Source organism: Aeromonas sp. FDAARGOS 1411 (assembly GCF_019047125.1).
In the GTDB taxonomy this organism is placed as follows: Bacteria; Pseudomonadota; Gammaproteobacteria; order Enterobacterales; family Aeromonadaceae; genus Aeromonas; species Aeromonas veronii.
In genome coordinates, this window is sequence record NZ_CP077214.1 from 3,421,724 (window position 1) to 3,446,261 (window position 24,538).

Annotated in this window: 23 protein-coding genes; 9 read left to right on the forward strand and 14 right to left on the reverse strand. The window is 61.0% G+C overall.

The genetic code is table 11. The features are described 5' to 3' along the window. Positions 1–44 precede the first annotated feature (44 nt). The 4 genes from I6L41_RS15450 to I6L41_RS15465 all read left to right on the forward strand — a co-directional run bounded on the left by I6L41_RS15450 (position 45) and on the right by I6L41_RS15465 (position 4,269). Positions 45–215, forward strand: a complete 171-nt coding sequence (locus tag I6L41_RS15450; protein ID WP_005341999.1) for a hypothetical protein — start codon at positions 45–47, stop codon at positions 213–215. Between the two features lie 125 nt (positions 216–340). Beyond that, positions 341–1,237, forward strand: coding sequence for an EamA family transporter RarD (gene rarD / locus I6L41_RS15455; protein WP_005356175.1), 897 nt, complete (start codon positions 341–343; stop codon positions 1,235–1,237). A gap of 180 nt (positions 1,238–1,417) precedes the next feature. After that, a complete protein-coding gene (locus tag I6L41_RS15460; protein ID WP_216959844.1) occupies positions 1,418–3,037 on the forward strand; it encodes a methyl-accepting chemotaxis protein in 1,620 nt (539 codons plus the stop codon). A 122-nt stretch (positions 3,038–3,159) separates the two neighbouring features. Further along, positions 3,160–4,269 carry a YeeE/YedE thiosulfate transporter family protein gene (locus tag I6L41_RS15465; RefSeq protein ID WP_216959847.1) on the forward strand — a complete coding sequence of 370 codons (1,110 nt, stop codon included), beginning with the start codon at positions 3,160–3,162 and terminating at the stop codon, positions 4,267–4,269. 79 nt (positions 4,270–4,348) lie between these two features. Here I6L41_RS15465 and ompA read toward each other — a convergent pair whose 3' ends face one another. From ompA to ilvG, 6 genes are all read right to left on the reverse strand, one after another. Beyond that, positions 4,349–5,443: a porin OmpA gene (ompA, locus tag I6L41_RS15470; RefSeq protein ID WP_216959850.1), complete on the reverse strand. Its 1,095-nt coding sequence runs from the start codon at positions 5,441–5,443 to the stop codon at positions 4,349–4,351. 301 nt (positions 5,444–5,744) lie between these two features. Further along, complete coding sequence (gene ilvA / locus I6L41_RS15475; protein ID WP_216959854.1) at positions 5,745–7,265, reverse strand: threonine ammonia-lyase, biosynthetic; 1,521 nt, start codon at positions 7,263–7,265, stop codon at positions 5,745–5,747. A gap of 3 nt (positions 7,266–7,268) precedes the next feature. Then, positions 7,269–9,110 (reverse strand): dihydroxy-acid dehydratase, encoded by a 1,842-nt coding sequence (gene ilvD, locus I6L41_RS15480; RefSeq protein WP_216959857.1) that lies wholly within the window; start codon positions 9,108–9,110, stop codon positions 7,269–7,271. A gap of 144 nt (positions 9,111–9,254) precedes the next feature. Then, complete coding sequence (locus tag I6L41_RS15485) at positions 9,255–10,199, reverse strand: branched-chain amino acid transaminase (RefSeq protein ID WP_216959860.1); 945 nt, start codon at positions 10,197–10,199, stop codon at positions 9,255–9,257. Between the two features lie 12 nt (positions 10,200–10,211). Then, positions 10,212–10,490 (reverse strand): acetolactate synthase 2 small subunit, encoded by a 279-nt coding sequence (gene ilvM, locus I6L41_RS15490; RefSeq protein ID WP_005342011.1) that lies wholly within the window; start codon positions 10,488–10,490, stop codon positions 10,212–10,214. Beyond that, positions 10,487–12,133 (reverse strand): acetolactate synthase 2 catalytic subunit, encoded by a 1,647-nt coding sequence (gene ilvG, locus I6L41_RS15495; RefSeq protein WP_216959864.1) that lies wholly within the window; start codon positions 12,131–12,133, stop codon positions 10,487–10,489. The genes ilvM and ilvG overlap by 4 nt, the downstream gene beginning before the upstream one ends. 384 nt (positions 12,134–12,517) lie before the next feature. Here ilvG and I6L41_RS15500 point away from each other — a divergent pair, with 384 nt between their 5' ends. The 3 genes from I6L41_RS15500 (at position 12,518) to I6L41_RS15510 (ending at position 16,030) form a co-directional block, all read left to right on the forward strand. After that, entirely contained in the window at positions 12,518–14,032 is a 1,515-nt protein-coding gene (locus I6L41_RS15500) for a YifB family Mg chelatase-like AAA ATPase (protein ID WP_216959867.1), read from the forward strand. A 126-nt stretch (positions 14,033–14,158) separates the two neighbouring features. After that, positions 14,159–15,058, forward strand: a complete 900-nt coding sequence (locus tag I6L41_RS15505) for an acyltransferase (RefSeq protein ID WP_216959870.1) — start codon at positions 14,159–14,161, stop codon at positions 15,056–15,058. A 6-nt stretch (positions 15,059–15,064) separates the two neighbouring features. Continuing rightward, entirely contained in the window at positions 15,065–16,030 is a 966-nt protein-coding gene (locus I6L41_RS15510) for an acyltransferase (protein WP_216959873.1), read from the forward strand. Here I6L41_RS15510 and I6L41_RS15515 read toward each other — a convergent pair. The 3 genes from I6L41_RS15515 to I6L41_RS15525 are packed head-to-tail and all read right to left on the reverse strand — an operon-like array spanning position 15,955 to position 17,421. Next, on the reverse strand, positions 15,955–16,449 hold the full coding sequence (locus tag I6L41_RS15515; RefSeq protein WP_216959876.1) for a DUF523 domain-containing protein: 495 nt from the start codon (positions 16,447–16,449) through the stop codon (positions 15,955–15,957). The two genes, I6L41_RS15510 and I6L41_RS15515, sit on opposite strands and share 76 nt — an antisense overlap. Further along, complete coding sequence (locus I6L41_RS15520; protein ID WP_216959880.1) at positions 16,446–16,751, reverse strand: hypothetical protein; 306 nt, start codon at positions 16,749–16,751, stop codon at positions 16,446–16,448. The genes I6L41_RS15515 and I6L41_RS15520 overlap by 4 nt, the downstream gene beginning before the upstream one ends. Positions 16,752–16,770: 19 nt before the next feature. Beyond that, positions 16,771–17,421, reverse strand: a complete 651-nt coding sequence (locus tag I6L41_RS15525; protein WP_201973365.1) for a DNA mismatch repair protein MutT — start codon at positions 17,419–17,421, stop codon at positions 16,771–16,773. 74 nt (positions 17,422–17,495) lie between these two features. Between I6L41_RS15525 and I6L41_RS15530 the strand changes: the two genes are divergently transcribed. Both I6L41_RS15530 and pncB read left to right on the forward strand, forming a co-directional pair. Beyond that, positions 17,496–18,131: a nicotinamidase gene (locus I6L41_RS15530; protein ID WP_005357452.1), complete on the forward strand. Its 636-nt coding sequence runs from the start codon at positions 17,496–17,498 to the stop codon at positions 18,129–18,131. A 138-nt stretch (positions 18,132–18,269) separates the two neighbouring features. Next, positions 18,270–19,448 (forward strand): nicotinate phosphoribosyltransferase, encoded by a 1,179-nt coding sequence (gene pncB, locus I6L41_RS15535; RefSeq protein WP_075116071.1) that lies wholly within the window; start codon positions 18,270–18,272, stop codon positions 19,446–19,448. Between the two features lie 72 nt (positions 19,449–19,520). Here the strand turns inward: pncB and I6L41_RS15540 are convergent, their stop codons facing one another. From I6L41_RS15540 to I6L41_RS15560, 5 genes are all read right to left on the reverse strand, one after another. Next, a complete protein-coding gene (locus tag I6L41_RS15540) occupies positions 19,521–20,129 on the reverse strand; it encodes a thiol:disulfide interchange protein DsbA/DsbL (protein ID WP_005339604.1) in 609 nt (202 codons plus the stop codon). 137 nt (positions 20,130–20,266) lie between these two features. Continuing rightward, entirely contained in the window at positions 20,267–21,256 is a 990-nt protein-coding gene (locus I6L41_RS15545) for a serine/threonine protein kinase (RefSeq protein ID WP_216959882.1), read from the reverse strand. A gap of 103 nt (positions 21,257–21,359) precedes the next feature. Then, complete coding sequence (ccoG, locus tag I6L41_RS15550) at positions 21,360–22,811, reverse strand: cytochrome c oxidase accessory protein CcoG (RefSeq protein WP_005356121.1); 1,452 nt, start codon at positions 22,809–22,811, stop codon at positions 21,360–21,362. A gap of 155 nt (positions 22,812–22,966) precedes the next feature. Beyond that, the gene (locus I6L41_RS15555; RefSeq protein WP_005339598.1) at positions 22,967–23,230 is read right to left on the reverse strand and encodes a YihD family protein; all 264 of its coding nucleotides are present in this window, start codon (positions 23,228–23,230) and stop codon (positions 22,967–22,969) included. 30 nt (positions 23,231–23,260) lie between these two features. Then, complete coding sequence (locus tag I6L41_RS15560; protein WP_005339596.1) at positions 23,261–24,415, reverse strand: GGDEF domain-containing protein; 1,155 nt, start codon at positions 24,413–24,415, stop codon at positions 23,261–23,263. Positions 24,416–24,538 lie beyond the last annotated feature (123 nt).

The following is a 24,538-nucleotide window of genomic DNA, read 5'->3' on the forward strand; positions in this document are numbered from 1 at the left end:
CTTATAATGATAAAAAAGCCAACATGTTAAATATAAAGACAAAAATGCTATTTTTTCTGGGAAGCGTACTTTTTCTGGTGATCGGTTTGCCCCTGCTGTTCTTCGTGCTGGGGCACGGCGAGGCCTACGTGACCTGGGGCCCCTGGATCTCCGCCATCGCCCTGATGTTGTGGTTGTTGATGGACGTCGACAAGATCCGCCGCGGTAAAGGTTGACCGGCCAGCCACTCGCTTCCTTCCCCTCAAACTTCGTTTATTCGCTTCTTTCCCCGCAAAAGGATCGCTACACTGATTTTTTGCGATGTTTTCCCGCATCCAACGCTTCAGTAAAGGTCATCCGCATGCCGCAACAGATCCAGCGTCAGGGCGTCATCTACGCCCTGTGCGCCTATACCCTTTGGGGCATAGCCCCCATCTATTTCAAGACCATCTCTGCCGTCCCGGCCGCCGAAATCCTGACCCACCGGATGATCTGGTCCTGCGTGCTGCTGATGGTACTGACCCTGGCAGGCCGTCAGTGGCACAAGGTGCAGGCGGTGCTGCGCCAGCCAAAAGTGTTGCTCACCCTGGCGTTTACCTCGGTCACCGTCGGCGGCAACTGGCTGCTGTTCATCTGGGCCATCAACAACGGTCATATGCTGGATGCCAGCCTCGGCTACTACATCAACCCGCTGTTCAACGTGCTGCTGGGGATGGTGTTTCTGAGCGAGAAGCTGCGCCGCCTGCAGTGGTGGGCGGTCGCGCTAGCCTTTGCCGGGGTGGCGATCCAGCTTATCGCCTTTGGCTCCTTGCCCTGGATTGCGCTGGTGCTGGCGTCAAGCTTTGCCATCTATGGGCTGGTGCGCAAAAAACTGGCCCTCGATGCCCTCACCGGTCTGCTGATCGAAACCATGATCATGCTGCCGCCAGCGGCCATCTATCTGTGGGGCTTTGCCGACAGCCCCACCAGCCATCTCACCCAGAACGACTGGCACCTCAACCTGCTGCTGATCGCCGCAGGCGCCGTCACCACGGCCCCCCTGCTTTGCTTCACCGCCGCCGCGACCAGGCTCAAGCTCTCCACCCTGGGCTTCTTCCAGTACATAGGCCCCAGCCTGATGTTCATCCTCGCGGTCACCCTCTATGGGGAAGCGCTGGCGATGGACAAACTGCTCACCTTTGCCTGCATCTGGAGTGCGTTGGTGCTGTTCAGTCTGGATGGGCTGCGCAGCGGCAAAGCCGCGCCAAGCCGGACCTGACACCGCCTCACCACCATCGACCCCGGCTCATCAGCCGGGGTTCTTTTTCGTGCCACCAGCGGCCTTCAGACTGCGACTTCCCCTTCTCCAGAGCCGACTCGCCATCAACAGACCATACCCGAGTCTCACTATCCCGCCAGAGAGCTATGCTATCCATGAACGGAGCCGAATGGAGGCAACATGCTCAAGCACATTCACGACAGATCCCTGCTTTTTGGTCAGGTTCTGGGGATCATGGTCATTATCACGCTGATCTCCATCAGCTTTTTCGGGCTTTATTCGGTCCGGAGCGCAGCCGATCAGATGGGACAGGGGAAGGATGTGGTAGCCGATATTCTGCCGCCGCCCCTCTACCTCATCGAATCCCAGTTGCAGGTCTACACCCTGCTCCATGCCAAACCGGAGGAGCGGGAGGCCCTGCTGCAAACCCTCGCCCGACTGCAGCAAGAGTTCGAGAGCCGTAACCGCTTCTGGCAAGAGAGCAGCCTGAACGAGCCCCTCAGGGAGCTGCTGCTGGGGGAGCAAAAAGTGCAGGGGGAGCTGTTCTGGCAGTTGCTCAACGACAAGTTTGCCCCCGCCATCAAGGCGGGGGATCTGGCGCAGGCGGGCGCGCTTGCGGCACGCCTGCACACCCTCTATAACGCCCACCGGCTAGGGGTGGACGCCACCGTCATCCGCGGCAACGAGTATGCCGCCGAGCAGATGGCCCATCTCGCCAACACCACCCAACTCTGCTACGGCCTGCTGTTGTGCGCTGCACTGCTGGGGGCCGGGCTCATCTTCTGGCTGGGACGTCCCACCCAACAGCGACTGCTGGCCGCAGGCAAGGCCACCGCCGCCATCGCCGAAGGGGAGTTGAACCGCCCCATGCCGGAGCCGGGCCTTGATGCCATCGGCGAGCTGATCCGCCAGATCGGGGCCATGCGTGACCAGCTGGCAACCCTGGTGGAATCGCTGCAACGCAGCGCCAGTACGCTGGATGATCGCGCCACCAGCCTGACCGCCATGGCACAACGGCACACCGATGACAGTCAGGCACAGGTCGGAGCGGCCCAACATATCGAACAGGCCATCGAGCAGCTCACCCACTCCATTGAACAGGCGGGTAGCCAGCTGCATCAGGTAGGGGAGCAAACCCTGCAGTCAGCAGAGCGGGCACAAGAGGCGACACTCGCCATCCACACCGTGGAACAGGTGATCGGGGAGCAAGTCACGGGAGTGAAGCAGGTCTCCCATACCATTTCGGATCTGGCCGGCCTCTCGCAGCAGATTGCCGGGCTGGCGGGCGCCATTCACGATATTGCGGAGCAGACCAATCTGCTGGCGCTGAACGCTGCCATTGAAGCGGCACGGGCAGGTGAACAGGGACGCGGTTTTGCCGTGGTGGCCGATGAAGTGCGCTCGCTGGCGACCCGCACCGGCAGCGCCACCACCGAGATCAACACCATCATCGGCAAGATTCAGGATGTCAGCCTGCGCGCCGCCAGCGAGATGGATACCGAGCTGGCCCGGGTCGAACAGGCGGTCACTCATACGATGACAGCGCGCCAGAGCGTCGCCCGGATCGCGCAGAGCTGCGAGGAGATCAATCAGCGCATCGCTCAGGTCGATCAGTTGATGAGCGATGAGACCCGGCTGGTGCAGGGGATCCACCATCAGGTCGGCGAGATGTCGCGGTTGGCGGCCGAGGCCAACCAGAGCGCCAGTCAGGCCGCCGAAGAGGCGACCATGGTCGCCCAGCACGCCCGCATCCTGACCAGGCAAACTCACCACTTCCATCTCGACACCACCCGCCATTGATCCCCGGCGCTGACGGGAGTCAGCGCCCCCCTTTTTCTCTGCACTGGTTAAATGGGTAGCATTAGACTCCATGAGGGAATAGGATCCGCCCCTCTAAAAACCAACTGCAAGGATCAACTGACATGACTCGAAAATGGTCGCTCCCCATCGTGGCAATCGCGGGGGGAGCGTTACTCTGGCTTGGCAACACCTTTGGTATGAAATGGGCTCTGATGGCCCTGATCGGATTCGGCTTCGGCTTCACCCTCTCCTTCAGCCGCTTCGGCATCGTGTTCGGTTGGCGCGAGATGCTGACCAAGCGCAACAGTTACTACGTGCGGGTTCACCTGCTCACCATCGCCATCGAGATTCTGCTGTTCACCACCTTCCTCTCCTTTAGCCACGCCCTGTTTGGCGATGCCATGGTGGGTAACGTGATGGCTATCGGCATTCCCTTCATCGTCGGTGCCTTCCTGTTCGGCATCGGCATGCAGCTGGCAGGCGTCTGCGCCACCGGCACTCTCTACTGCTGCGGCGAGGGACAACCCCGCTTCTGGCTGGTGCTGATCTGCTACGGCATCGGCACCCTCATCAGCAACCAGTTCCGCCCCGAACTGGAGGCTACCTTCTCCAGCCATGTGGTATTGGCCCGGGATCTGACCGGCAATATCTGGAGTGGCATGCCGCTCAATCTGGCGCTGGTCGCTGCGCTGTTCCTGCTGTTTCGCAACAGCGAACTCAAGCGCACCGGCGAGCTCAAGCCCCTCTTCAGCGGTGGCAACCTGTTCTGGCGCGATGGCCGCTTTACCGTGCTGACCGGCGGCATCATCATCGCCCTGCTCAACTCGTCCGTGGTCGCTCTGCACGGCTCGGCCTGGACCATCACTGGCGCCGTCTATGACATGGCGCTGCGCGGCGCCTCCCTGTTTGGCCTGTTCGAGGGGAACCCGAAACTGACCCAGCCGCTCTTCATCAACCCCATGGTCGGCATGTTCTGGCTCGGGATTCTGGGGGCCATGCTGGCGCGCTGTTTGAGCGGTGGCGGCAACTTCGCCCCGATGCGGATCGGCAACAGTCTGGCCTCCATCATCGGCGGCCTGTTGATGGGGATGGGGGCTATGTACGCCGCCTGCAACCTCGGCGGTTTCTTTGATGGCACGGCATCTGGCAGCCTGCACGGCTGGGTCTGGATGTTGATGGCCCTCGCTGGCAGCCTCATCGGCATTCGCCTGCGCCCACTGTTCGGGCTCTGAGGCTCGACATCGTAAACACCCCATAAGAAACGGGAGGCCAAGCCTCCCGTTGTTGTATTTATCGATCCCGTCGCTCTGCTTATTGGACAGGCTGGGAGACCCCTTCCAGATGGATTTCTACCCGGCGATCCGGTGCCAGACAGGCGATCAGCTCCTGTTTGGAGCGGCTGGCACAGCTGCTGCCAGTGACCGGATTGGCCTTGCCACGCCCCTCGACCCGTACCTTGTCGGCATACAAGCCTTTGGATACCAGATAGCTGGCCACACTCTGGGCCCGCTTCTCGGAGAGGGCCAGGTTGTAGTTGTCGGAGCCGATGCGGTCGGTATAACCGATGACAGTTGCGACGCCATCTTTCGGATTGGCCGCCACAATCTGGCTGAACAGGGCATCGAGCGCCTGATTGGCAGCCGGCTTCAGGGTCGCCTTGTTGAACTCGAACAGCACATCGGAACTCAGACTGAAGGTCTTGGGCTCAACCACGGCTACAGGTGCCGGTTCGGCGGCCGGAGCGGGCGCCGGTGCAGCGACCTCGCCACCTTGCTGACCGAAGCGATAGAGCATTCCGAACGAAATCAGTCCGTTATCCATCTCGATACCGGAGCGATCGAGAGAGGCATCTCCCAGCGGCGTGGTGTACTGGTACTCCAGACGGGCAGCCCAGTCACGATCGATGGCATATTCGGCACCCAGCGCACCAACGAAGGCAGCGCCATGCTTTTTACCGGTCTCGCTGGTATTGGCGAAGCTGATCTCGCTATCCGTCCAGGCATAGGCGCCGCCCAGTCGCCCATAAAGATCGAGCACATTTGTTGCCGGGAAGCTGATCTTCATGGTGGCCTGAATCATCTGGCTCTTGGCTTCGGTCTTGAGGGTATTGGCGCCAGTGCCCGAAGTGGTGTCGTATTTGCCAAGCCAGTCATAACCCAGCTCGAAGCCCAGATTGGGGTTGAGCTGGTAACCGGCGAACAGACCCAGACCCAGATCATCCGTGTTCTCACTGGTATTACCCAACGTCTGGGTAATCGACTCGGCATACTGGTTGTGGTCAACGCCATAGTAATTGGACCAACCGGCCTTGCCACCGACATACCAGGTATTGTCCTGAGCGGCGGCATGTACGGCTCCGGCCGCCAGCAAACCACTGACCAATACGGCAAGCATGGATTTATTCATATTTTCGCCTCTGCAATAAGTCGTTATGGGCGCCTGAGTGCGCACTTTCCCTGTGTGAAGCCGTCAGGCGGCCTCTCCGCTATTCAGGGTATCCCATCCGAACGCAGCCTCAAATGACCAAGCCATCAGGAGTGTGAGCTTGCCAGCAATATCCGGCGTAAAAATCACCTGTGTACCTATTCACACTGTTTTGCCAGCTAAACCATGACGTTGCGTCGTACGGAGTGAACCTATCCACACGCAGCAATAGAAAAGGGAGGCATAACGCCTCCCTCCCGATGAGTTGTTGCAGCCCCCTTGCTCAACTGGCCAGGAACAGCCGGTAGGCGGGGTCGTCGCTCACCTCTTTCCAACCGTAGCCAATCTCGCGCAGGTAGTCGTGGAAGGCTGCCACGTCTTCATCCGGCAGCTCGAAGGCGCAGAGCACCCGGCCGTAGTCAGCACCGTGGTTGCGGTAGTGGAACAGGCTGATGTTCCAGCGACAGCCCAGGGTCTCGAGGAAACGCATCAGGGCACCCGGCTGCTCCGGGAACTTGAAGCTGTAGAGCCGTTCACCGAGGGGCCGGGCCGGGCGGCCACCAATCATGTAACGCACGTGATTCTTGGCCAGCTCGCTCTCGGTCATGTTGACCACCGGATAGCCGTTGCCGCCGAGTTGATCGATGATCTGGCCGAGCTCTTCGTCACCACCGGTGAGGCGCACCGAGACGAACAGCGACGCCTGCTCGGCATCCGCATAGCGATAGTTGAACTCGGTCACCATGCGTGGTCCGAGCTGACGGCAGAAGTCGAGGAAGGCCCCTTTGCGCTCGGGGATAGTCACCGCCAGCATGCCCTCGCGCTTCTCGCCAATCTCGCAGCGCTCCGACACGTAGCGCAGGCTGTGGAAGTTGACGTTGGCGCCGGACAGAATGGCTGCCATCCGGCCACCCCTGACCTGCTCCCGCTCGCTGTAGGCTTTGAGGCCAGCCAGCGACAAGGCCCCCGACGGCTCGGCGATGGCGCGGCAGTCATCGAAGATATCTTTCAGCGCGGCGCAGATCTGGTCGTTGGAGACGGTCACTACCTCGTCCAGATACTGGTTGCACAGGCGGAAGGTCTCCTCGCCGATGCGCTTGACCGCTACCCCGTCCGCAAACAGCGAGACCCGCTCCAGATTGACCGGCTCGCCAGCCGCCAGCGCGGCCTTAAGGCAGGCGGAGCCCTCCGCCTCCACCCCGATCACCTTCACATCCGGCAGCAGCTGTTTGATGTAGACCGCCACCCCGGCGGCCAGCCCACCGCCGCCCACCGGCACGAACACGTGAGTGAGGTGGGTATCCTGCTCCAGCAGCTCCTTGCCGATGGTGCCCTGCCCGGCGATCACCTCGACATCGTCAAACGGCGGGATCAGGGTGTAGCCCTCCAGCTCGGAGAGGCGGCGACTCTCGCCGTAGGCCTCGTCGAAGCTGTTGCCAAACAGCATGACGTTGCCGCCCTGACGGCGCACCGCATCGATCTTGATGTCCGGCGTGGTCTTGGGCATCACGATGATCGCCTTGATGCCGAGCTTGGCCGCCGACAGGGCGACCCCCTGCGCGTGGTTGCCGGCGGAGGCGGCGATGACGCCGCGCGCCTTCTGCTCCTCGGTCAGGGTGGCGATCTTGTGGTAGGCGCCACGCAGCTTGAAGGAGTGGACCGGTTGCAGATCCTCCCGCTTCAGGCTGACATGGTTGCCGAGTCGCTCGGAGAGTTTCTTCAGGGTTTGCAAGGGGGTGACCCGCGCCGCCTCATAGACGGGAGAGAGCAACACCTTGCGTAGATAATCCGCCGCAGAGACCATGGTTTATTCCCCCAACAGGGTGCGATCACGCACCGCGCCCTTGTCGGCGCTGGTGGCGAACATGGCGTAGGCGCGCAGGGCAAAGGAGACCTGACGCTGACGATCGAACGGCTTCCAGCCACGGCCTTCCACGGCGACACGGCGGGCGGCCAGCACGCTGTCGGCTACCTCCAGCACCATGCTGCGGGCCGGGATGTTGATGCTGATGATGTCGCCATCCTCCACCAGACCTATGGTGCCACCAGAGGCGGCCTCCGGCGAAACGTGGCCGATGGAGAGACCCGAAGTACCGCCAGAGAAGCGGCCATCGGTGATCAGGGCGCACGCCTTGCCCAATCCCATGGATTTCAGATAGGTGGTGGGGTAGAGCATCTCCTGCATGCCTGGGCCCCCTTTCGGCCCTTCGTAGCGGATCACCACAACCTCGCCCGCTTTCACGGTGCCGTCGAGGATGCCGCTCACCGCGCTCTCCTGACTCTCGAACACCCGGGCCGGACCACGGAAGGTGAGGTTCTCCTCATCCACCCCGGCAGTCTTGACGATGGCGCCGTTGACCGCGAGGTTGCCGGAAAGCACGGCAAGGCCGCCCTCCTGGCTGTAGGCGTTATCCAGCGAGCGGATGCAGCCTTCGGCTCTGTCCAGATCCAGCTCTGGCCAGCGACAATCCTGACTGAACGCCTTGGTGGTGCGGATACCGGCAGGGCCGGCGCGGTAGAAGTCCACCACCTCCTGACTCGGCTGGCGGCTGACGTCATATTCATTGAGCTGTTCGACAAGAGAGCAACCCAGCACGGTGCGAGTATCCCCATGCACCAGACCCGCTTTTTCCAGCTGGCCCAGAATGGCGACCACACCACCGGCGCGGTGCACATCTTCCATATGGTACTTCTGGGTGGAGGGCGCCACCTTGCAGAGCTGCGGCACCTTGCGCGACATGCGGTCGATATCGGCCATGGTGAAGTCGACCCCGGCCTCCTGCGCCGCCGCCAACAGGTGCAGCACGGTATTGGTAGAGCCGCCCATGGCGATATCGAGCGCCATGGCGTTCTCGAACGCCGCCTTGGTGGCGATGTTGCGCGGCAGTGCCGAGGCATCGTCCTGCTCATACCAGCGCTTGGCCAACGTCACGATGCGCTGGCCCGCCAGCTTGAACAGCTGCTCGCGATCGGCGTGAGTCGCCAGCATGGAGCCGTTGCCCGGCTGGGAGAGGCCGAGCGCCTCGGTCAGACAGTTCATGGAGTTGGCGGTAAACATGCCGGAGCAGGAGCCGCAAGTAGGGCAGGCACTGCGCTCCACCTGTTCGCTCTGGGCGTCCGACACCTTAGGATCGGCCCCCTGAATCATGGCGTCCACCAGATCCAGCTTGATGATCTGGTCGGAGAGCTTGGTCTTGCCCGCTTCCATCGGGCCGCCGGAGACGAAGATCACCGGAATGTTGATGCGCAGGGCAGCCATCAGCATCCCCGGGGTGATCTTGTCGCAGTTGGAGATACAGACCATGGCGTCGGCGCAGTGGGCGTTGACCATGTACTCCACCGAGTCGGCAATCAGCTCTCGCGATGGCAGGGAGTAAAGCATGCCACCGTGGCCCATGGCGATGCCGTCATCCACGGCGATGGTGTTGAACTCTTTGGCCACCCCGCCGGCAGCTTCGATCTCGCGGGCCACCAGTTGCCCCAAGTCCTTGAGGTGGACGTGACCCGGTACGAACTGGGTGAAGGAGTTGACCACGGCGATGATGGGTTTGCCGAAATCCTGATCGGTCATTCCGGTGGCACGCCACAGGGCGCGGGCCCCGGCCATGTTACGTCCGTGGGTGGTGGTGGCGGATCTCAACTTCGGCATTGTCTCTACTCCCTGAATGCCCATATGGGCTCGATGCGTTATGCGGTGATGATACGAGTGGATCGGAATCGATCCTGGTGAAGGCTCCTCTGGAAAGCGCTCACCAGAAGCGACTCGGGGAGGCATGACGCCTCCCCTCTCTTATCAGTCGTTGACGGGCGTCAGCCAGCCCCACTTGTCTTCGGTCTGGCCGTTAAACAGGCCAAAGAAGGCGTTCTGCAGCTGCTCGGTCACCGGGCCACGGCTGCCAGCGCCCACCTTCATCCGATCGACGGAGCGCACCGGGGTCACCTCGGCGGCGGTGCCGGTCATGAAGATTTCGTCTGCCACATAGAGCGCCTCACGGGGTAGCGCCTGCTCGCGCACCTCATAACCGAGATCGCGGGCCAGCGTCATGATGGTGTCGCGGGTGATGCCGGGCAGGATGGCGGCGGTAGCGGGCGGGGTAAACAGCACGCCGTTCTTCACCAGAAACAGGTTCTCCCCCGCCCCTTCGCTCAGGTAGCCGTTCACATCCAGCGCCAACCCCTCGGCGAAGCCGTTGCGCTTGGCCTCGCGGCTGATCAGCTGGGATGACAAATAGTTGCCGCCCGCCTTGGCACCGGTGGGAATGGTGTTGGGAGCGAGCCGGTTCCACGAGGTAACGCAGACATCCACCCCGTTTTTCAGCCCCTCTTCCCCCAGATAGGCGCCCCATGGCAAAGCAGCCACCATCAGGTCAGCCTTGGCATCCAGCGGCGGATGCAGCCCCAGCCCCACGTTGCCGACAAAGGCCAACGGGCGCAGATAGCCGCTCTTCAGGCCGTTCTCGCGCACCACGGTGCGGCAGGCTTCATTCACTTCGGCCTCGCTGTAGGGGACGTCCATCCAGTAGATTTTGGCGGAGTCGAACAGGCGGCGGGTGTGCTCCTGCAGACGGAAGATGCAGGTACCCTTGGGGGTATCGTAGGCGCGCACCCCTTCGAACACCGAGGAGCCGTAGTGCAGGGCGTGGCTCATCACGTGTATCTGGGCATCCTGCCAGGGCACCAGTTTGCCGTTGAACCAGATGTATTGGGGGTGAGTGGCGGATTGGGAAGGCTGTGACATTGGCTTGGCTCCTTAAGCTCTGATCCGGGGTTGCTGTTCCAGTGCATCGACCCGGGAGACGTCCACCAGCTTCACCAGCTGGCTCCACAACTGCTGGATGGGACGCACCGACTCGACAGTAACCGTGATCCGCAGCTGTTGGCAATCCTGCTCCATGTTCAGAGCGCAGAGATTGAAGCCGCGGTGGCGCACCACCCGCAGCACGCGCTCCATCACTTCGGGTCTGGGCTGGGCGTGGATATGCAGGGTGTGCTGTGCAAATGCTGGTTGTGCAAGGGTGTGCGGGTTCATGGGCGTTGCTCCATCATCTGGTGGTTGGCGACTCCCGGCGGAACCAGGGGCCAGACGTTTTCTTCCTCTGAAATAGCCACATGCAGCAGATAGGCACTCTTGCTTGCCAGCAGGCGATCGAGGGCACCGGCTATCTGCTCCTTGCATGTGATGGTCTCGCCCGGAATGCCGAAGGCGGCAGCCAGCGCGACGAAATCGGGGTTGTCGGAGAGGATGGTCTCGCTGTAGCGGCCGTCGAAGAACAGCTCCTGCCACTGGCGCACCATGCCGAGGCGCTGGTTATCCAGCAGCACCATCTTCACCTTGAGCTGGGCGCGGCGGATGGTGCCGAGCTCCTGCACGTTCATCATGAAAGAGCCGTCGCCGCTCACCAGCACCACTTCATCCTGCGGGCGCGACATCTTGGCGCCGATGGCGGCAGGCAGACCGAACCCCATGGTGCCAAGACCGGCGCTGGAGAGGTGGTTGCGCGGGCTGGTGAAGCGCATGTGCTGGGCCACCCACATCTGGTGCTGACCCACATCGCAGGCCACCACGCTGGTATCAGGCAGCCTGGCGGAGAGCTGTTTGAGCAGGGCCGGGGCATAGATGGCCTGACCCGGATGGTCGTAGCGAAACGCATATTCGCGGGCCATGGCGGCGCAGTGTTCACGCCAGGGGGCGATGTCGAGAGTCATGGCGAGGCGCGGCAGCACCTGTTTGAGATCCGTGGTGATACCCACCTCGGCAGCGCGGCGCTTGCCGAACTCGGCGGCATCCACATCGAGATGGATCACCTTGGCCTCGGGGGCGAACTCTTCCAGCTTGCCGGTCACCCTGTCGTCGAAACGGGCGCCCACCACCAGCAGCAAATCGCACTGCTGCACCGCATAGTTGGCCGCCTTGGTGCCGTGCATGCCGAGCATGCCGAGGTAAACGGGGCTATCGGGGTCGAGCGCGCCAATCCCCTTGAGGGTGGTGACCGCTGGCATGCCGGTGGCGGCGGCAAAGTCACGCAGCTGCTGCTCGGCATTGGCCATGCCCACTCCGCCACCGACGTAGAGTACCGGGCGCTTGGCGGCAGCCAGCAGGGTGCGGGCTGCGGTCAGCTCCGAGGGATTGAGTACCTCCGGCTCTTCCACTGCAAACAGCGGGCTCTGGGGCGGCACGGCGGCCAGCTGCACATCCTTGGGGAGATCGATCAGCACAGGGCCGGGGCGCCCTTCGGTGGCGATGGCAAAAGCTTCTGCCAGCACCCGCCCCAGATCGGCGGCATCGGTCACCATGAAGGAGTGCTTGGTGCAGGAGAGAGACATGCCGAGCACGTCGACCTCCTGAAACGCATCGGTGCCGATGGCGGAACAGGGCACCTGCCCGCTGATGGCCACCAGCGGCACCGAATCGAGCAGCGCCTCCGCCAGACCGGTTACCAGATTGGTGGCGCCGGGGCCGGAGGTGGCGATGCAGACTCCCACCTGACCGGAGGCGCGGGCATAACCGACCGCGGCCATGGCGGCACCCTGCTCGTGGCGGCAGAGCTGATGGGCCAGACCACCGTCATACAGGGCATCGTAGACCGGCATGATGGCCCCGCCCGGGTAACCAAACACCTGGGTCACACCCTGTTTCTTGAGAGCCTGTACCAAAAACTGCGCGCCGTTCATGTGGAAAATCCTGTCCTTTGGTCGAAAAAAAACCCCCGAGCTGTGAGGCTCGGGGGTCGCTTGTTTCGTTCTGTCCGGTGGTGGGTCTATCCCTTGTTCCGTGCAGCTAAACGAGCCCCGAGCGGTGAGATAATAATCACCACTAGGACCACAATAATGCTGACGAAACGGGAGACCATGTTCATAGTTACAACCGGAAATCCTGTGAAATTGGGGCGGTTTCTACCGCGAATGGCTATTAGAACTAGCACGGTGATTTTTATTGGGCAAGCCTTTTTTCTGTGACACCCCACTGATTTTGGCTATTCCCCAGCCGGAACTCTGGAATAAAAAACCAACAAAAAGCAGTTAGTCAGAACATATATCAACTCAAGGACGGGATTTATGTCATTAGCTGTGGTTTATAGCCGTGCCAGCCTCGGGATCGCGGCCCCGCAAGTTACAGTGGAAGTTCACCTCTCCAACGGCCTGCCCGCCTTCAACATGGTCGGCCTGCCGGAAACCTCGGTGAAGGAGTCGCGGGATCGGGTCCGCAGCGCCCTGCTCAACGGCAATTTCGAGTTCCCGAGCAAACACATCACGGTCAATCTGGCCCCCGCCGATCTGCCCAAGGAGGGGGGCCGTTTTGATCTGGCCATCGCCATCGGTATTCTTGCCGCTTCCAAGCAGATACCTGCAAAATATCTGCTCGATCACGAATTTTTAGGGGAGTTGGCCCTGACAGGCGAAATTCGTCCCGTACTCGGGGTACTGCCTGCCGTACTCGCCTGCCGGGATGCGGGACGCACCCTGCTGGTACCGCGAGAGAACGGCCCCGAAGCCTCCCTCATTCAGGATGCCGAGGTGCGCACCGCCCATCAGCTGCTGGTCGTCACCGCCTGGCTGGCGGGCCAGTACGAACTGCCGCTGCCGGATCCCCAAAACGCGGAGAGCCTGCCCGATGTACCGGATCTGCAGGATGTGATCGGTCAGTCTCAGGCCAAGCGGGCGCTGGAGATCGCCGCCGCCGGCAGCCACAACCTGCTGTTCATCGGCCCGCCCGGCACTGGCAAGAGCATGCTGGCGAGCCGCCTTCCCGGCATCTTACCGCCGCTGAGCGAGCAGGAGGCGCAACAGACCGCCGCCATCCACTCCATCGGTGGCCTCACCCCGCGCGCCGGTCACTGGCACCACAGACCCTATCGCACGCCGCACCACAGTGCCTCGGCGGTGGCGCTGGTGGGAGGCGGCAGCCACCCAAGACCCGGCGAAATATCGCTGGCCCACAACGGAGTGCTGTTTCTCGACGAGCTGCCCGAGTTCGAGCGCAAGGTGCTCGACTCCCTGCGCGAGCCGCTGGAGACGGGCCACATCACCATCAGCCGGGCCGCCCGTCAGGTGGATTTCCCCGCCCGCTTCCAGCTGGTGGGCGCCATGAATCCCAGCCCCTGTGGCCACTATGGCGATGGCCAAACCCGCTCCAGCCCGGATCAGATCCTGCGCTACCTCGGCAAGCTCTCCGGCCCCTTTCTCGACCGCTTCGACCTGACAGTGGAGGTGCCGCTACTGCCCAAGGGGAGCCTGACCGGCAAGGCGGAACGGGGAGAGTCGAGCCAGCAGATCCGCGATCGGGTACTGGTGGCGAGAGAGCGCATGCTGAGTCGCAACGGCAAGCTCAACAACCTGCTGGATAGCCGCGAGATTGAGGATATTTGCCGACTATCACCACAAGATGCCGAATTTTTGGAGAACGCCATCCAGAAGCTGGGGCTCAGCATCCGGGCCTGGCATCGCATCCTGCGGGTGTCACGCACCATCGCCGATCTGGCCGGGCAACCCGCCATCGGCAAGGAGCATCTTATCGAGGCGCTCGGTTATCGCGCCATGGACAGGCTGCTGTCGCGATTGCGCAGCAGCTGACAGAAGGGAAAGGGTAAGTCCAACCCCGTAACGGCTCTGAATGGTCTCACGGGCAATCGGCTGATATTATGGCCACAGATCTGACCACTTGATGGCCCTTTATCGACAGCAAGACGGACCCGACTCATGCCCAACAAGCTGACAGAGCGACTGCGCGGCAGCCTCTCCACCCTGCTCTATTTTTTCAACACCCTCTTCTGGTTTGTCCCCATCTTCTCGCTGGGTCTGCTCAAGCTCCTGCTCCCCCTCAAGGGGTGGCGCACCCTCTGCAACTGGCTGCTCGATGGCTGTGCCAGCTGCTGGATCGGTTTCAACAATCTGATCCAGAAAACCATCATCAGAACCCCTTTCGATGTGGTCGGAGTGGACAAAGGGCGCCGGAATGAGTGGTATATGGTGATTGCCAACCATCAATCCTGGGTCGACATACTGGTACTGCAGCGGGTTTTTAACCAAAAAATCCCCTTCCTGAAGTTTTTCCTCAAGAAAGAGCTGATTTGGGTACCTTTTCTCGGTCTGGCATGGTGGGCGCTCGACTTCCCCTTCATGCGGCGATATTCCAGAAAATTTCTGGAAAAACATCCCCATCTGAAGGGAAAAGACATTGAAACGACCCGTAAGGCCTGCGCCAGGTTCCGCCACATTCCTGTGAGTGTGATGAACTTCGTCGAAGGCACCCGCTTCACCGGCAGCAAGCATCAGAAGCAGGGCTCGCCCTATCGTCATCTGCTGCTCCCGAAAGCGGGGGGCATCGCCTTTACTCTGGCCGCCATGGGTGATCAGTTGCATCAACTGGTGGATGTCACCATCGCCTATCCGGACGGCATCCCCAGCTACTGGGACTTCATGTGCGGCCGGGTCGGGCAAATAAAGGTTCAGGTCCGCTATTTGCCGATCGACCGCAAGCTGGTGGGGGATTACTTCAATGACCCCGAGTTCCAACAAGAGTTTCAACAGTGGTTGAACGGGATCTGGCACGAAAAGGACCAGACCCTGAGCCAACTGCTGGCAACCAAGGCGCAGTAAACATTCATGCTATCCCTGCTTCCCGGCCCGCTGGTGCTGATCATCAGCGCGGGCCTGACCATCCTTTTCACCGCCTTGTGCGCCAGCCTGATCCTGCTGGTGTCGCTGGCCAAACTGCTGCTGCCGATCCCGGCCTTTGGTCGCGCCTGCAGCCGCCTCAACAACCGCTTCATGAGACTGTGGCTGGCCTGCAATGCGCTGGTGATCCGCCTCACCACCCGTATTGACTGGCAGGTGGAGGACAATACCAAGCTGCGCAAGGATGGCTGGTATCTCATCATCAGCAACCATATGAGCTGGACCGATATCGTGGTGCTCGGCCACCTGTTCCGCGACCGGCTGCCGGTGCCCAAGTTCTTTATGAAGCACGAGCTGATCTATATCCCGCTGTTGGGGCTCGCCTGCTGGGGGCTCGATATGCCCTTTATGCGTCGCTACTCACGGGAGTTTTTGCTGAAGAACCCGCACCTGCGCGGCAAGGATATCGAGACCACCCGCAATGCCTGCGAGAAGTTTCGCCATATCCCCACCACCGTCATCAACTTCGTGGAGGGGACCCGCTTCACCGAGGCGAAGCGCGATGCCTCCCGCTCCCGATACCAGCATCTGATGCCGCCCAAGGCGGCGGGGCTGGCCTTCACCCTGGCGGCCATGGGGGAGCAGTTCGACAGCCTGATCAACGTCACCATCCGCTATCCGGACAACGCCGAGACCCCGTTCAAGGACTTCCTGATGGGACGGGTAAAACGCATTCAGGTGCGGATCGAGGAGCTGCCGGTGGATGAGGCGCTGATTGGGGATTACTTCAACGACAAGCAGTTCAAGCGCGGTTTTCAGGAGTGGCTAAACCAGCGCTGGCAGGAGAAGGACGAGGTGCTGGAGGGGTGGCAGAGCGGTCAGTCACCGCTGCCGGTTGCCGCCAAATCCGGGGAGGAATCCAAAGAGAGCGCAGAAGCCAACTCGGCCAACTGATTTTCGGAAAAGACAGCAATCCCGTGGCGGCGCAGCAGGGCGGTGGTCTTGCCCTCGCCCGCCACAGAGACCCCCTCAAAGCGGCCGTTATAGATACGGCCGCTGCCACATGAGGGGCTCCCCTCTTTCAGCAGCGCGAAGCGAATGCCCTGCGTCTGACAGATTTCCAGCGCCAGCTCGGCGCCACGGTCGAACTCGGCAGTCACATCCAGCCCGCTCGCCGTCACTACGCGCTCGCCCTGCCGCTCGGCAGGAGGGCGAGGGGTCGGCAAACCGCCAGCCACTTCGGGGCAGAAGGCCAGCGCCCGCCCCTCGGCACCCAGCGCACTCAGCCAGTCGCTGACGATCCCCTTGCTCTGGCCGTCGTAACGCACCGGCTGACCCAGCAGGCAGGCGCTAACTAAAACCTTCCCTCTCATACTTCTGCTCTATGAATTTTATTGAACCCAACCCATCCGGAATTTTTTGCTGTTTCAATAATGAAATCCATGTCTATCAAATCACCATCGGACAATAATTCTTCACTCATTTCTACAGAACAATAAAAGCACTGTTCATTTTCTGCCCACCCAACAGTCGCTAGTGTGTAGACTTGCATATCTTCATGCAAACGGAGCCCAACAAATGGAACGAAGGGCAAGCTAAGCTCTTTGGCGCCAGCACAAAAACAGGTTTTATCCACATCTCGCACAATTAGCGAAAGTTTCACTTTGTAATTCATAGCAACAACGATCTCTCTTTTACGCTTCTGCTCCGTGCATCACCTGATCGAACATCACGCAGCAGGGGCTCTCCAGCCGATAGAGAATGGCGGGGCGCTGTTTGCCGGTGCGCTTGCGGCCGGTATCCACCAGAATGTCGGCGCGATGGATCCGCTTGCGAAATGCCGCCGTATTCATGGGTGTTTGCAGGATGATTTCGAAGGCGCGCTGCACCTCGGATAGGGTGAACTCGGGCCCCAGCAGTTGCAGCGGCAGGGTGCTGTAGCGGCTCTTGATCCGCAGCCGCTCCAGCCCCTTGGCGATGAGCTGGGCATGGTCGAAGGCGAGGCTCAGCCCCGGCAGGTTGGCGAGTGGATGCCAGCAGCCGTGGATCGCCTCCACTTCCGGATCCACAAGGCAGAGATAGACCAGGGTCGTGGACCAGCCGCGGGGATCCCGCTCCAGATTGCCGAGAGTGCAGACCTGCTCGCTGTAGCAGTGACCGAGCCCCCACTCCGCCAGCAGACGGCGCTGGGCGGCATCCAGATCCCGATCCCGGGTCTCGTCGATGCGCAGCGCCGGCAGTTGCCAGCAGTGGGCAAAGGGGGGGCGATCGCGGGTCTCGAGCAGCAGCTCGAGCCGCTCCTCATGCAACCGCAGCACCACCATATCCAGACTCATTCTCAGCATGCCGATCGCCCTGCTCGCCTTCCATTAATGTTTGGTAGATAATATCACACGAATAGTATGTGCAGGAGCCAATCATGGGAACCGTCGCCAGCCTGGATATTGATGCGCAGAAGGGCTTTACCCCCCTCTGCCCGAACGAACTGCCCGTCGCGGGCGGTGATGATATTGTGGCTGCGCTCAACGCTCAGGCCACCCTCGCCACGCTGCGGATCGGCAGCAAAGACTCTCACCCTGCCAATGCCGACTGGGCCGTCTCTGACCCCGCTGGCATGCTGCTGCCGCTGGATCTGCCCAACGCAGACCTCACCTGGCCGGTGCACTGCGTACCGGGTAGCAAGGGCTTCGAGCTGCTCGACGGCCTGCCCGCCCCCATCGACTATGACTTCTTCGTCTGGAAGGGGGTCGAACCGGATCTCCATCCCTACGGCACCTGCTTCCACGACCTGGCAGAACGGCGCAGCACCGGACTCATCGAATTCCTGCAAGCCCGCAAGGTCGATACCGTACTGGTCGGCGGCCTCGCCACCGACTACTGTGTCAAAACCAGCGTGCTGCAACTGCGTCGCGCCGGTTTCCGGGTGATCGTCCATCTCGATGCCTGCCGTGGCATCGCGCCCGCGACGGTTGCCAGCGCCCACACCCAGATGATCGAGGCTGGTGCCGAACTGGCCCAGACCCTGATCGATGTACAACGCCTGCTGGACGCCTGATATGCCACCGATTCTTACCAGCCTGCTCGATACCGACGCCTGCACGTTACATATGCGGCAGGGGAACTCCATCGTGCTCACCAGTCTGCGAGGAGCCTGATATGCCCCCAATCCTCACCAGTCTGCGAGGAGCCTGATATGCCCCCAATCCTCACCAGCCTGCTCGACACCGATGCCTACAAGCTGCATATGCAGCAGGCGGTGTTCCATCGCTATCCGGATGCCGAGGTGGTGGCCGAGTTTCACAGCCGCAATGAAGAGGATCTGCTGCCCATGATGGGGCAGATCGAGGAGCAACTGCGCCTCGCCGGTTCCCTGCGACTGACCAGGCCAGAGCTCGATTTTCTGGCCGAGCGTCCCTTCTTCACTCCTGACTACCTCGACCACCTGCGCCGCAAGCCGCTCGACGCCTCCCTGCTCAAGGTGTTCGAGCAGGATGGCCGCATCAATGTGCGGGTCGAGGGCCCGTGGCAGGATGTGATCCTGTGGGAGATCCCGGTGCTCGCCATCATCAGCGAGATGCGCAACCGCTTCCGCTACCCCCAGTTCGGCGTCAGCCACGCGCTGGATCGGCTCGATCAGAAGATCGATAAGCTGGAACGGGAGCTGAGCAGCGACGAGATGAGCGAGTTCAACCTCATCGACTTCGGCACCCGCCGCCGCTTCTCCCATGCGGTACAGGATGCGGTAGTGGGTCGCCTCAAGGAGCGTCTGCCGGCGTTTCGCGGCACCAGCAACTATATGCTGGCCCAGAAGTACAAGCTGCCCGCGGTCGGCACCCAGGCCCATGAGTGGTTCCAGGCGCACCAGCAGCTCGGCTTCCCGCTGGAGCACAGCCAGCGCGCCGCCCTCACCAGCTGGCTGGACGAGTTCACCGACCATCTCGGCATCGCCCTGACCGACTGCATCACCATGGATGCCTTCCTACGGGACTTCGACTTCGAGCTGGCCAGCAGCTATCAGGGCTTGCGCCACGACTCCGGCGATCCCGTGGTGTGGGGCGAGAAGGCGATCAGCCACTATCAGCGCCTTGGCATCGACCCCACCGACAAGACCCTGGTCTTCTCCGACGGGCTCAACCTCGACAAGGCGGTGCAGCTGTTCCGTCACTTCCGTGGTCGCATCAACACCAGTTTCGGCATCGGTACCAAGCTCACCTGCGATCTGCCCGGTGTCAGCCCGATGAACATCGTCTTCAAGCTGATCGAGTGCAATGGCGGCCCGGTCGCCAAGATTTCCGACAGCCCGGGCAAGACCCTCTGCCGGGACGCGGAGTTTATCCGCAACCTCAAACAGGCGTTCCACGTCGGGGTCTGATCTTCCCGAACACCAGAAAACAAAAAGCCCGCCGGTTCGCACCGGCGGGCTTTTTTATCGACTCAAGGGGTATCAGTCTTTCTTGGCCAGCAGGAACTGCACCAGCTTGTTGAACTGCTCTTGAGAGGTGATGGATTCAATCTTCACCATGTACTTGCCGTTCACCAGGAAGGCCGGTACACCGCGAATGTTGTAGCTCTCGGTGTTGCGATCGAACTGGGAGACCATGCCGGAGACGGCGAAACTGTCGACGGCACCGTCGAACTCTTCAGCCGGTACGCCGTTGTCCACGAAGATCTTCTTCACATCGTCACGGCTCATCGGCGGCTGACGCTGGGTGTGGATCTTGGTGAAGATGGCCGGAGTCAGCTTGGCTTCGGCATTGAGCAGGCTGGCAACGGCATAGGCACGCTGCATCTCGGGGCCCATTTCGCGGCCGAGGAAGGCAACCGGGTTCTTCTTGAGGGGCACACCCTCTGGCAACCCGGCCTTCAACTGTTCAACGATCGGTTCGAAGGTAGCGCAGTGCGGGCAGTAGTAGGAGAAAAACTCCATCACTTCCGGCTGGGCACTGCCAGTCTGTTTGACCACATCGTAGTTGACGCCTTCCTTGAACTCGGGGGCGGCGTGAACCATGGGGATCATCAGCATGGCAGCAAGGAAAAATAGAACTTTTTTCATGATGTTTCCTGTTAAGGGATCACTGTGAGGCACGCCCGGCGAACCGAAGCAGTGCCAAGCCTATTGTTTCGCCATGCTGACGTCAATGGCCAGGGCCGGAGATCGAGTCCCGCTTGCCGCGCAAGATCCCTTCTATTTCACCAGTTTGGCATCAGACTCAGCGGCGGTGCCTTCAGCGCCTCCAGCTGATCATGCAGGGTCGCTATCTGTTGACGCCAGTAGTGATCGGTATTGAACCAGGGGAAGTGACGGGGGAAGGCGGGATCTTCCCAGCGCCGCGCCAGCCACGCCATGTAGTGAACGATGCGCATCGCTCGCAGCGGCTCGATCAGCGCCAGCTCCCGCGAGTCGAACTCCATAAACTCCTCGTAGCCCGCCAGCAGGGTGTCGAGCTGGATCTGCTGCTCGTGGCGCTCGCCGCTCAGCATCATCCAGAGATCCTGAATCGCGGGGCCAGTGCGGCAATCATCGAGGTCGACAAACATGGGGCCATCACGCCACAGGATGTTGCCCGGATGGCAATCGCCATGCAGGGAGATCTGCGCCACATCCAGGGTCATGACGTCGCTCACATGCTTGATCAGTTCGTCGAGCACCCCGAAGAATTGCTTCGCCAGCCCGCTTGGCAGCCACTCGCCAGACGCCAGCAGCTGACGCGGTTCGTGCAGCATGCTCTCCACATCGAGCCGCACCCGATGATGAAACGGCTTGCTGGCGCCGATCTGATGAATGCGACCGAGGAAACGCCCCACCCACTCCAGCTGGTCGAGGTTATCCACCTCGAACTGGCGGCCACCAACGCTCTGCCAGATGGCAAAGGGGTAACCCTCGTGCTCCAGCAGGGTCTCGCCCGCGAAGGCGAGCGGTGCGGCGACCGGGATCTCCGCCTCCGCGAGGCGGGTGGCAAACTCGTGCTCCTCGAGGATCTGGGCCCGGCTCCAGCGGCCGGGACGGTAGAACTTCACCACATAGCGGAGACGATCCTCATCCTGAAACTGGTAGACCCGGTTTTCGTAGCTGTTGAGCTCGATAAGGCCGGAGTCGAGCCGCAGGCCACTGAGATCGAGCGCATCCATGATGAGGTCGGGATTGAGGTCGGAATAGTTGAAACGCATGTCATCCACCATAAGAAAGGGGCGCCGTTGCGCCCCATTCTATCACTACTGACCGGCATTGCCGTGCTCACTGGTGACCGGACTGGTGTCACGCCCGGCCCGCAATCACACGCAGTTACAACCGGCTGATAAACTTGCTGCCCTGGCGCAGATTGCCCTTGCTGTCATCGGGCGCCGCCCCCTCCCGTTTCAGCACGAACTGGATATCCAGCGCCGGCCGTTTCAGGTTGTATGGATCGACCGCCAGACTGACCGGCAGGGTGTAGATCTCGCCCGCCTTCAGGGTCACTTCACGGGGGCCGAACCACTGATACTCGGGCAAGCCCTCCACATCCAGCTGGTAGGTCTGGGACTGCAGGGTCTTGTTGAGGATCTTGAGGGTGTAGGTGTTCTCAATCAGCCCCTCGCTGTTTTCGCGGAACAGCTGGTTGCGATCCCGCAGGATATCGAGCCCCATCGGCATGATGGACATGGCGTTGTAGACAAATACCCCCAGCATCACCGCCATCACCAGCCCGTAACCAATCAGCTTGGGCCGAGCCACATGGGTGGAGTCGTTGGCCAGCTTGTGCTCTGTGGTGTAGCTGATAAGCCCTTTCGGATAACCCATACGTTCCATGGTCTGGTCGCAGGCATCGACGCAGGCACCGCAGTTGATGCACTCGTACTGCAGGCCGTCGCGGATATCGATACCGGTCGGGCAGACCTGTACGCAAAGATCGCAGTCGATACAGTCACCCAATCCCATCGCCTTGGGATCCGCCTTGCGGGAGCGGGCGCCACGGGTCTCGCCACGCTTGGTGTCATAGCCGACGATGAAGGTGTCCTTGTCGAACATGGCGGACTGGAAGCGGGCGTAGGGGCACATGTGGATACACATGATGGCACGCATCCAGCCTGCATTGCCGTAGGTGATGATGGTGAAGAAGAGCACCCAGAACAGCACCCATCCGCTGGCCTGCAGGGTGAAGAGGTCTGGCACCAGTTCAGTCACATCCTGGAAGTAGGCGACGAAGGTCAGGCCGGTCACCAGCGAGATCGCCAACCAGGCCAGATGCTTGGCCCCCTTGCGAGCCAGCTTCTCGCCGCTCCAGGGCGCCTCGTCCAGCTTGCGCCGCTTGTTGGCGGGCCCTTCCAGCTTCTCTTCAAACCAGATGAACATGAAGGTCCAGACCGTCTGCGGGCAGAGATAGCCACACCAGACCCGACCGAGGAAGGTGGTAATAAAGAAGAGTCCGAAGGCGGCGATCATGAAGAGCCAGGCGAGCAGGGTCAGATCCTGCGGCCAGATGGTGGCGCCAAAGATATGGAACTGCTGGTGACCGAGGTCGAACAGCACCGCCTGTCGCCCGTCGTAACGCAGCCAGGGCAGCAGCACGAACAGCGCCACAAAGAACCAGCCCATGGCCTTGCGCATCCGCTGCCAATACCCTTTCTGGGCCCGCACATAGATGCGGTTGCCCGGGTTGAATCTGTCGTCGCTGGCTTTGAACGTATTGGGGTTGAAGGTCCCGGTTACGCCCTTGTCGGTGACGTCCTTGATATCGATTTTATCGTGATCGGCCATTGCAAGACATCGCTCCCTTATTTGTTATGGAGCGGATTATATCTTAAACAGCATGATAATTGTGTGGATTAGATGTATCTAATATTGGGGTTGGATCGCAATTTTCGGCAACAAAAAAGCGCATCACCACGAGGTGATGCGCTTCCGCTAAAGATTCACTTGATTCCGCGCGCCTTGAGCAGTGCCTCTTTGAAATCGGGCACATGATCCTTGGCCAGACCGGGGATCATCGCCTGCTTGTCGGATTCCCGCATCTTGAGGTGATAGATCAGCATGTCGTCGGTCAGCTCGGACAGAGGCCCTTCAAATCCCGCTTCTTGGGCCAGTTTGGCAACAAACTGCACCAGGCTGAGATCCTGTTCCTTGATCCAGGCAGGCTGCAACAACTCCAGCAGCTCTTCGATACGATGACATTGCATAGACAACCTCTTTAATCTGTCACGTTAAATTCAGGCAACCTTACCCATCAAGGCTACTTCGATTCGATCCCGCCCATTATGCTTGGCCTGATAGAGTGCCGCATCCGCTTTTTGGATCAAATCGGCGATTTTCATGCTGTTGTCCGGTATCAGTGTCGCAACACCAAAACTACATGTGACCCGACCGGAGACCAGCGATTTCTGGTGCGGGATGGCCAGCTCCTTGAGCGCCTGCCGCACATTGTCCGCCACCTGCAGTGCCCCCTGCATGCCGGTGCAGGGCAGCAGCAAGGCGAACTCTTCGCCCCCGTAACGGGCCGCCAGATCGTCCTCGCGCCGCTCCACCTCGGCCAGCAGCCCCGCCACCTGTTGCAAACAGTCATCCCCCAGCTGATGGCCGTAGAGATCGTTGAACTGCTTGAAGTAATCCACATCCACCAGCACCAGCGACAACGGCGCCCGGGCGCGATGGCAGCGCCGCCAGGCCCGCTCCAGAGAGTCGTCGAGATGAGCGCGGTTGGCGATGCCGGTCAGGCCGTCGAGGCGAGAGGTGAGGCGCAAATGCTCGGAGACCGCCTTCAGCTCGGCCACCAGCTCGGCGTTGGAGAAACGGTGGTGGAGCGAGGCGATCTGATCCCGCCGCATCCGGCGCAACAGGGTCGGCAGAAAGACAAACAGATAGCCCGCCAGCATGCAGGAGACGATCCGCTCCTGCTCGTTGCCATTGCCCAGCTCGAACAGCATCGCCATACCCAGCGGCAGGGCGGAACCATAGAGGGTACGGCGGCTACCAAACAGCATGATGGCGCTGCCGGTAAGAATGAGGCTGGAGAGCATCATCATGGCTGCCCGATAGGTATCGGGCAGCTTGTCCATGTAGAGCAGCACCCCGAGGGCCCAGATGATGGAGGTGATGGTGGCTCCGATAAAGAGCTCCCGCTCCAGCACCGGCAACGGCGTCTGGTGCAGGCGGGCTCGACGCCAGCGCAGGTGCCAGCCCCGACCCAGCAGCCACAGGAAAGTGCCTGCCAGCCAACCGAGCGCTTCGATGGCGGGTAGATAGTCGTGAAACAGCAGACTCCAGCCAAATGCCAACACGCCCAAACAGGGGAGACTGAACGATGCATGGGTATAGAGCTGGGCCATAATGGCCTGCTTAACCTGGCGTGTCACACTCTGGGTCAACTGAGTACTCCTGTACAAGAGCCGAGCAGTCTACCATTACCCCCTGACCCGCAACAATAAAGCGCCGCTTATTAAGAAGTTAATCAATCAATAACGATTTCTTCTGCGCTGGCAGGTGAGTCC